This is a genomic window from Levilactobacillus suantsaiihabitans (assembly GCF_004745505.1).
In the GTDB taxonomy this organism is placed as follows: Bacteria; Bacillota; Bacilli; order Lactobacillales; family Lactobacillaceae; genus Levilactobacillus; species Levilactobacillus suantsaiihabitans.
Genome location: NZ_RKLX01000027.1, coordinates 19,583 through 27,954, shown reverse-complemented (window position 1 = coordinate 27,954; position 8,372 = coordinate 19,583). Strand labels below are relative to the sequence as shown.

Annotated in this window: 6 protein-coding genes; 5 read left to right on the top strand and 1 reads right to left on the bottom strand. The window is 53.2% G+C overall.

The window, feature by feature from the left end; all coding sequences use genetic code 11:
• Positions 1–190 (top strand): hypothetical protein (locus tag EGT51_RS13090; protein ID WP_225428737.1); only part of this gene is annotated, 190 nt, incomplete at its 5' end.
• A gap of 67 nt (positions 191–257) precedes the next feature.
• On the opposite strand, the gene yicI is transcribed toward EGT51_RS13090, so the two are convergent.
• Positions 258–2,546 carry an alpha-xylosidase gene (yicI, locus tag EGT51_RS11635; RefSeq protein ID WP_135368874.1) on the bottom strand — a complete coding sequence of 763 codons (2,289 nt, stop codon included), beginning with the start codon at positions 2,544–2,546 and terminating at the stop codon, positions 258–260.
• Between the two features lie 480 nt (positions 2,547–3,026).
• Between yicI and EGT51_RS11630 the strand changes: the two genes are divergently transcribed.
• The 4 genes from EGT51_RS11630 (at position 3,027) to EGT51_RS11615 (ending at position 8,217) form a co-directional block, all read left to right on the top strand.
• Positions 3,027–4,427: an MFS transporter gene (locus EGT51_RS11630; RefSeq protein ID WP_135368873.1), complete on the top strand. Its 1,401-nt coding sequence runs from the start codon at positions 3,027–3,029 to the stop codon at positions 4,425–4,427.
• Positions 4,428–4,449: 22 nt separating this feature from the next.
• Positions 4,450–5,601, top strand: coding sequence for an ROK family transcriptional regulator (locus tag EGT51_RS11625; RefSeq protein ID WP_135368872.1), 1,152 nt, complete (start codon positions 4,450–4,452; stop codon positions 5,599–5,601).
• 245 nt (positions 5,602–5,846) lie between these two features.
• Entirely contained in the window at positions 5,847–7,322 is a 1,476-nt protein-coding gene (locus EGT51_RS11620; RefSeq protein ID WP_135368871.1) for a 6-phospho-beta-glucosidase, read from the top strand.
• Complete coding sequence (locus EGT51_RS11615; protein ID WP_135368870.1) at positions 7,306–8,217, top strand: ROK family protein; 912 nt, start codon at positions 7,306–7,308, stop codon at positions 8,215–8,217. Before EGT51_RS11620 ends, EGT51_RS11615 begins: the two co-directional genes overlap by 17 nt.
• Positions 8,218–8,372: the final 155 nt, after the last annotated feature.

The window sequence follows — 8,372 nt, the reverse complement described above, 5'->3', positions numbered from 1 at the left end:
GTCATGGGGAAAGCCTCCTATGTCCTATGAAGTGAGTGTGGTTGCTAACTATCATAAGGGAGAGGCTTTCCCTTTTCAATTGCTTATTTTTCTATTTACACATAATTATTTAAACACTCTCTTCATCTTTAGACTAATGTCTTATCAAAATGATACAATTGATTCTTGTCAGTTTCAGGGCTTGCAATAAATGCAAACAAAAAGACTGTCTACTTGGACAGTCTTTTTTTATCTTAATTAATTTATCCCAAAACCAATTACAGCGTGATCGTGACCGCGTCGCCAGCCAGGGCTGCCTTCGTGACTTGGCCATTTTCGTGGACCAAGACAGTGGCGTTGCCGGATAGGCCGGTGGTCGTGATGGCCAGTTCGTTGCCGTGACGGGTTACGGTGACGCTCCCGGCATCTTGGCCCTGTTGATTGACGACGGCGACCGTGGTCGTACCTTCGTGCATGTCGTACAGGTGGATGTCGAGGTCCTTGGTGAAGTCGTAATCGGCGTGAACGGCTTGTGGGTTCCGTAAGAGAATCGTGTTTTCTCTAGCCAGAACAGGCAGGTCTAATTCGCCGTAGTCCAAGCTGAGCCATTTGCCATCTTGAATGTCGTAGACTTCATCGTCATTAATGATGCTGGTCCATTTGCCAGCGGGCAGGTAGAGGTTGACGTGGCCTTCGTGGTTGAAGACGGGCGCAACCAAGATCTGGCTCCCCAGCATGTACTGGTTGTCCAGGGTGTGGGCGGTGCGATCGGCCATGAAGTCGAACCACATTGGCCGCATCAACGGGTTACCGTAAGCCGTGTTGTGGGCGGCTTGCGTGTAGAGGTAAGGCATCAAGGACAACTTCAGGTTGACGAATTTCCGCGTGTTTTCCACGGCTTCATCATCGAAGTTCCACGGTACCCGGTAAACATTGCTGCCGTGGTAACGACTGTGAGAAGACAGCAGGCCAAATTGGGTCCACCGCTTGTACAGATCAGCGGTTGGTGTATCCGGACCGTCTTCGAAACCACCGATATCGTGACTCCAAAAGGCAAAGCCGGAACTCAGGAAGGACAGGCCGCCGTGCAGGGTGTCGGCCATGTTCTTAAAGGTCGACAGGGCATCGCCACCCCAGTGAACGGGGAACTTCTGTGAGCCCACGGTAGCGGAACGGGCGAAGACCACTGCTTCGTCTTGCCCCTTAGCAGCAGCCAGCGTGTCAAAGACCGCTTGGTTGTATTGCAGGGTGTAGTAGTTGTGCTCGCGCTTAGGGTCGGAGCCGTCGAAGAAGACAGCGTCATCGACGGGAATCCGTTCACCAAAGTCGGTCTTGAAGCAGTCCACGCCCATGTCGATCAGGGCTTGGAGCTTGCCTTGGTACCATTTCACGGCGTCAGGGTTGGTGAAGTCGACAAAGGCGTTGCCGGCTTGCCAGAGATCCCATTGCCAAATGTTGCCGTCTTCGCGTTTGACGAAGTAGCCTTTTTCCTTGCCTTCCGCAAACATCTTCCCCTTTTGGGCAATGTACGGGTTGATCCAGACACAGACCTTGATGCCGCGGTCGTGAATCTTCTTGATCAGGCCTTCGGGGTCGGGGAACTCGTCACGGTCCCATTCCATGTTGGACCACTCAAAGCCCTTTTGCCAGAAGCAGTCAAAGTGGAATACATCTAATGGAATATCGTGATCCTTCATGCCGTCGATGAACTTCATGACGGTGGCTTCACTGTAATCCGTGGTGAAGGACGTCGTCAGCCACAGACCAAATGACCAGGCTGGTGGCAACTGGGTCTTACCCGTCAGCTCAGTGTAGCGGTGCAAGATCTCTTGTGGGGTGGGGCCGTAGATGACGTAGTATTGCAGGGATTGGCCCTCGGTGCTAAATTGCACGCGGTCGACGTTTTCGGACGTGATTTCAAAATCAACGGGTTGCGGCTGATCAACAAAGACCCCGTAGCCGGCATCGGTTAGGTAGAACGGAATGTTCTTGTAGGATTGTTCGGAGGCAGTCCCACCATCTTGGTTGTCGATGCGGACTTCTTGGCCGTTCTTGATGAAGTTCCCGAAGCGTTCGCCCAGGCCGTAAACCTTGTCTTCAACGCCGACGTTCAGTTGTTCGCGCATGTAGTCGGTATTGGTGGACTTGTCATGGATGACGCCTTGCGCCTTGTCTAGTGACTGGGTCAACAAGTGGTCACCGTGCAGGAAGTCGAGTTGGAAGGCCGTTTGGAACGGAATCCGAGCGGTCAATTCGCCAGACGTGAAGGTCAGTTCCTCATCGCTAGTGGTGATGGTGACGTCGGGGTTTTGGTTGTTGATGTGGTAGGACGGCCCGTGGGTATCCTGGTCGAAGTGCGTGAGCTTGACACCAATCACGCCTTCAATGGGGGAGGTCAGGTCGATCGTACTCATCCCCAGGTTCAGTTCGTCGCCGCGTTCGTGAATGAACTTAAACGGCGCATACAAGGTCAGTTGCTTGTCGGTCTGGCGGTAGTCAAAGACTTCCCGTGGCGACTCGATTTGATACTGTGGCCGGTCGAGCCAGTAACCATTCGTAAATTTCATGGATAAACACCTCTTGGATTTTTTAAAAAATTGAATTTCTTAATCGACAAACACAGTTTACGTGGGTCACGGTCAAATGTCAACGCTTTCATCAAGAAAAATTCGCGGCCAGGGCCCCTCAACAATGTCCCTTAAATGAAACAAGGTGATTAGTCGAAAAATAGGACAAACGGTTGCACAGAAGATTAACGGCTAAGACTGTTATCATGGGCTTTGACGGGGATGGGTGGTTCGACCGGTTCCCGGAAAAATTTTTTAAAATGGTCGTCAACTCGGGGGTGAATGCGGCAACTCCCCGGGTCTCTAAGCGTGCCGCGGCCACCAGTTTGGCAAAATAGTTGGGCAGAACAACTAACCGGCTAAAATGGCGTTGACAACTGGAAGCGGTTACAGTATGCTGTGATTTGAAAATTGAATTTTCTTGAACGTCGACAGCTCAGTTTTCAATATCAGAATCGTAATTTAACGAGGTGTGTACTTATGAGTGAAAATGCTCCTAAAGCTGCGGTGGCCGAGCGTAACATGGTCCCGTGGAATGAACGAATTGCTTATAGCTTTAGTGATTTTGCCTGCAACCTGTCCTTCCAAATGGTGGGGACTTACTTAATGATTTTCTACACGGATACGTTTGGCATCAGCGCCGCGGCCGTGGGGACCCTGTTCTTAGTCGCGCGGATCGTCGATGCCTTTGACGGCCCGTTCTGGGGGATCATGATCGACCATACCCATACCAAGTGGGGGAAGAGCCGACCGTACTGGTTGTGGTTCTCGATTTCCTTTGCCGTCTTCTGTGTGTTGGTCTTCACCACACCCAATATGAGTCTGACCGGGAAACTGATTTGGGCTTACGTGACTTACATTGGGGTCGATGTCCTGTATTCAGCGGTTAATATTCCCATTACATCCATCTTGCCATCATTGACTAGCAATCCGCAAGAACGGGTCACCTTGTCCACGATTCGCCAGTTCATGGGAACGGCCGGCGCCACCATCATCACCGGGATCACCTTGACGATGGTTGCCTACTTCGGTAACGGCTCCACGGACAGTGCACGCGGCTGGTTCATCTGGGCCTTGATTGTCGGCATCATCGTGGTCATCATCTTTGGTTTCGTCTTCAAATACACGACTGAACGGGTCCAAACCAAGAGTTCTCGCCAGTCGATTCCAATTAAGCAGTCCCTGAAGGCCTTAAAGAAAAACTGGCCATGGGCAATCATCATCTTCATTAACTTCATCTACTGGATGGGGATGCAGACGCGTTCACAAGTTACGGTCTACTTCTTCAAGTACAACATGCACGACGCCAAGTTGGCTTCCTTTGTCCTGAGTTTACAAATCGTTGCCCTGGTGGCCGTGGTCTTAACACCATGGACGTCTAAGCTGATTGGGAAACGGAACACCATGTTGGGCGGGATGATTCTCGCGGTCGTGGGCCAACTCCTATTGAGCCTGGGCGCTACTCACCTGAGCGTGCCAATGATTATCTTCGCCACCATCGTCGGTTACCTGGGAACCGGGTACGTTTCCGGCCTGATTGCCGTGATGTTGGCCGACGCCGTGGATTACGGCGAATGGAAAAATGGCGTCCGCGCTGAAGGAATTGTTACCTCATTCTCCAGTTTTAGTGCTAAATTAGGAATGGGGATTGGTGGGGTCATCACCGGCTGGATTTTATCCGGGACCGGTTACGTCGCCAATCATACGCAAACGGCTTCCGCACTGCACGGGATTGAACTGAACTACATTTGGGTCCCACTCTTGGGATTTGCCCTGTCTGGAATTGCCCTGATGTTCTACCACGTTGACGGCATTGAAAAGCAAATGCAAAGCGACTTGGCAGAAAAGCATGCCCGGGAAAATGATGCGGATGGCGAATAATTAGGTAAAGTGAGTGAACGGCATGATTATCAACAAGGACGTGATGCGTGATCACAACGAGCGCTCGGTGCTCCAAGCGATTGTGAATCACGGACCCATTTCGCGAAACGAGATTTCCAAATTACTGGGCTTAAACAAAGTGACGGTGTCTGACATCGTCGGAACCTTTATCGACCGCAAGTTGGTCGCCAGTCAAGGGGAGGTCGTGGCCAAAGCCGGCAGTGGGCGCCGCGCCGAACTCGTGGCGTTCAATGCCACCTACGGCTACGTGATCAATTTCAGCATCTCCGGAGAAATCCTGGAAATGTTGGTCACCCAACTGGATGGCCGGGCCCTGAGTTATAGCGAAAGTCCGTTGCAACAAGCGACCGTTCAAGAGATCGTGGCCAAGATGGTCGAGATGGTGGACCAATTGCCCACGTTTGACGTGGAAAATGGCCTGCAAGCCATCTCCATCGCCATCTTCGGTGTGGTCTACGAAAACGAAATCGTCACGTCACCGTTCGTGGATTTTGATGATTACGACCTGGTCAGCACCTTCAAAGAGCGCTACCACGTGCCGGTCATCATGGAAAACGAGGCCAATCTGGCGGCCGTATTCGAGCAGGACTTCAGTAAACAAGAACTGCAAAGTCTGGTCGCCGTCAGCATTCACGAGGGAATCGGCGCGGGTATCCTGCTGAACAAGCAGCTCTATCGCGGCAATTACGGCCGGGCTGGCGAAATCGGCCAGATCATGATCCAGGGCACTGGCCGCCAACGTTTGGCCAAGCTGCCCAGCTTTGATCACGAGTGGTCCGAGGCGGCCCTGTTGAAGAAGGCCGCGACGTTAAAGCACGTTGCCCGCTACTCGTTGGATGAATTGGTCCAAGCGGCGGGGCAGGGTGACCCGGAGATTGCCGGTCTATTAGAAGACCTGTGCTATCACCTGGCTATCGTGACCAGTGATTTGATCGTGGCCTATGACCCGCAGATGATCTTTTTCAACTCACCACTAGTTGAACAGTTACCAGAACTTTTGAAAAATATTCAGATGAAACTGAGCTTTATGCCGCTGGTGCCACCACTAGTGATGTCCAAGGACGTGAAATACGCCACCTTACTGGGTGGGGCGTCGTTGGCCATTCACCAGGTGCTGGATATGCCAGGCACGCGTTTGATTTTTCATCATTAGCTTCACCGTATGAGAGTGGGACACAGGGCGATTAGCCGGCGAGCATTAAGGCTGATCACCGAACAATCCTGGTCTTGGATTGTTTGGTGATCAGTTTTAAGCGGAACCGGCTGCCCTGTGGCACACGTTTCAGCTATGTAAAGGTGATGTGTGAATGAGCCTGGGCGGTTTTGTCCCAGGCTCATTTCTTTGGCATCAGCGTGAGCGACTATTGTGAACCAAGCTAATATAAGGAGGAAACGATTTTGACAAAAACAACTTTACCAGATGGATTTTTGTGGGGTGGCGCCGTTGCTGCCCATCAAGTTGAAGGCGCATACAATGTGGGTGGCAAGGGCCTGAGCGTTGCCGATGTGATGACCGCTGCGGGGAACCAAGAAGAGCGGCGTATTACCGCTGGCGTGCAGCCTGGTGAATTTTACCCGAACCATGAGGCCGTGGACTTCTACCACCGCTATCCGGCAGACATCAAGCTACTGGCCGAGATGGGCTTCACCTGTTTTCGGACCTCGATTGCCTGGTCACGGATCTTTCCGCAGGGGGATGAGTTAGAACCCAACGAGGCCGGGCTCGCCTTTTACGACCGCCTCTTTGATGAATGCCTGAAGTACGGCATTGAACCGGTCGTGACGCTGTCGCATTTTGAAATGCCGTACCACTTGGTCACCCAGTATGGTGGCTTCCGCAGCCGGCAAACGATCACGTTCTTCACGCGCTTTGCTCGGGCCGTCTTCACCCGGTTTCGGGATAAGGTCAAGTACTGGCTGACGTTTAACGAAATTAATAATCAAACCAATTATGACCGCGCCTTCACGCTGTTTACCAATTCCGGGATTCAGGTCCACGCCGGGGAAAACGCCGAAGCCGTGATGTACCAGGCGGCGCACTACGAGGTCGTTGCCAGTTCACTGGCCGTTCAGATTGGCCATAGCATCAATCCCGATTTCCAAATTGGAGCGATGGTGGCCTTCTCGCCGGTTTACCCCGCCAGCGACCAGCCACGAGACGTCTTTAAGGCGCAACGGGCGATGCAATCGCGGTTTTGGTTTTCCGATGTGCAAGTCGAGGGGCAGTATCCCACCTGGTTAACGCGTTATTTCCAGGCGAAGCACTTTGACCTCGACATCACGCAGGCTGATCTCGCTAACCTGAAGCGGGGGACCGTGGACTACCTGGGCTTTAGCTACTACATGTCCTTTGCGACGCAAGCCACCGACCATGAAGATGACCAATTTTCTTATAACGAGGCCCACGACCTGGTGACCAATCGCTTCGTGCCACAATCTGAGTGGGGCTGGCAGGTGGATCCCCAAGGCTTGCGGTACGCGCTGAATTGGATGAACGACCGCTATCATTTACCACTGTTTATCGTGGAAAACGGCATCGGGGCCATCGACCAGCTAGAGGCGGACCATACCGTCCACGACCAATACCGGATCGACTACTTGCGGGACCACATCGTGCAAATGAAACTGGCCGTGCTCGAGGACGGCGTGGACGTCATGGGCTACACCCCGTGGAGTGCGATTGACATTGTGTCGGCCAGCACCGGGCAGCTGTCCAAGCGCTACGGGTTTATTTATGTGGATCGAAATGACGACGGCAGTGGCAGCTTGGCGCGGTATCGCAAGGATTCCTTCTACTGGTACCAGCACGTGATTGCGACCAACGGGGCCGAACTCGGCCAGAAAGCGGGTGACGCGGATGACAGCCCAGCCTGAACCCTTACTAGTGATTGATATTGGCGGAACGACCGTCAAAACTGGCGTGTGGTCCCAACAACGGCTGATTCGTCGGGACCATTTTGCGACGCCAGCATCCTGGTCGGCACTGTTGACCGCCATCGTGCAGTTGCGGCAAACGTTGGCGTTGCCATTTGCGGGCGTGGCCATTAGTTTACCGGGGAGTGTCGACACTGTGGCCGGCAGAATCTCGGGCACCAGTGCGGTAGACTATCTCAATGGTTTTCCAATCAAGACGGCATTACGCCAAGCTTTAGACCTCCCCGTCAGCATTCAAAATGATGCCAACTGTGCTGCACTGGCCGAGACTTGGCAAGGCAATGCCCGCGACGTTGCCGATGTGGCCTTACTGGTGATTGGCACCGGTGTGGGTGGTGCGGTGGTTTTGGACCATCAACTGGTGGCCGGTCGGCAAAACTTTACCGGTGAATTTGGCTACCAGGTGATGACCGCACAGGGTGAGACGTTGAGTGAGCTGGGTAGCCCGGTACGGATGGCGGAACGGTACGGGCGATTGGCAAAGTTGACGCACCCCGTGTCGGCCAAGGCCGTGTATCGGGCGGCGGAACAGGGGGATGACCTGGCCCAGTTTTGTATCGATGATATGCTACACTGGTTGAGCTGTGCGGCGTTTAATCTGTTCGTCAGTCTGAATCCGCAGCGCTTATTGATCGGTGGCGGGATTTCCGGTCGCCCCGGCTTTGTGGCTGATTTGCAGCAGCGCGTGCAATGCTTGATGCACCAACACGGCGCCCCGCTGATGGCGGACATCACGGCCTGCAAATTTCACAATGACGCGAACCTGATTGGCGCGGTGTACCAGTTTTATTTGGAAAATGGGGATGATACCACGGTGAAGGTGGTCAGCGCCTGAAAGCTGTGAGGCTGTGAATAGGAGAGTGGGCCAAAAGGCGATTAGCCAGCGAGCATTGCGACTGCCAACCGAATGATCCCAGGGTTGGATCGGTTGGTTGGCAGTTTTAAGCGGAACCGGGGCTGCTTTTTGGCGCACGTTTCAGCTAGGTAAAG

Excerpts from the sequence above, each read along its gene's own strand:
- yicI (WP_135368874.1), bottom strand. The coding sequence starts at position 2,546 with ATGAAATTTACGAATGGTTACTGGCTCGACCGGCCACAGTATCAAATC.
- EGT51_RS11630 (WP_135368873.1), top strand. The coding sequence starts at position 3,027 with ATGAGTGAAAATGCTCCTAAAGCTGCGGTGGCCGAGCGTAACATGGTC.
- EGT51_RS11625 (WP_135368872.1), top strand. The coding sequence starts at position 4,450 with ATGATTATCAACAAGGACGTGATGCGTGATCACAACGAGCGCTCGGTG.
- EGT51_RS11615 (WP_135368870.1), top strand. The coding sequence starts at position 7,306 with ATGACAGCCCAGCCTGAACCCTTACTAGTGATTGATATTGGCGGAACG.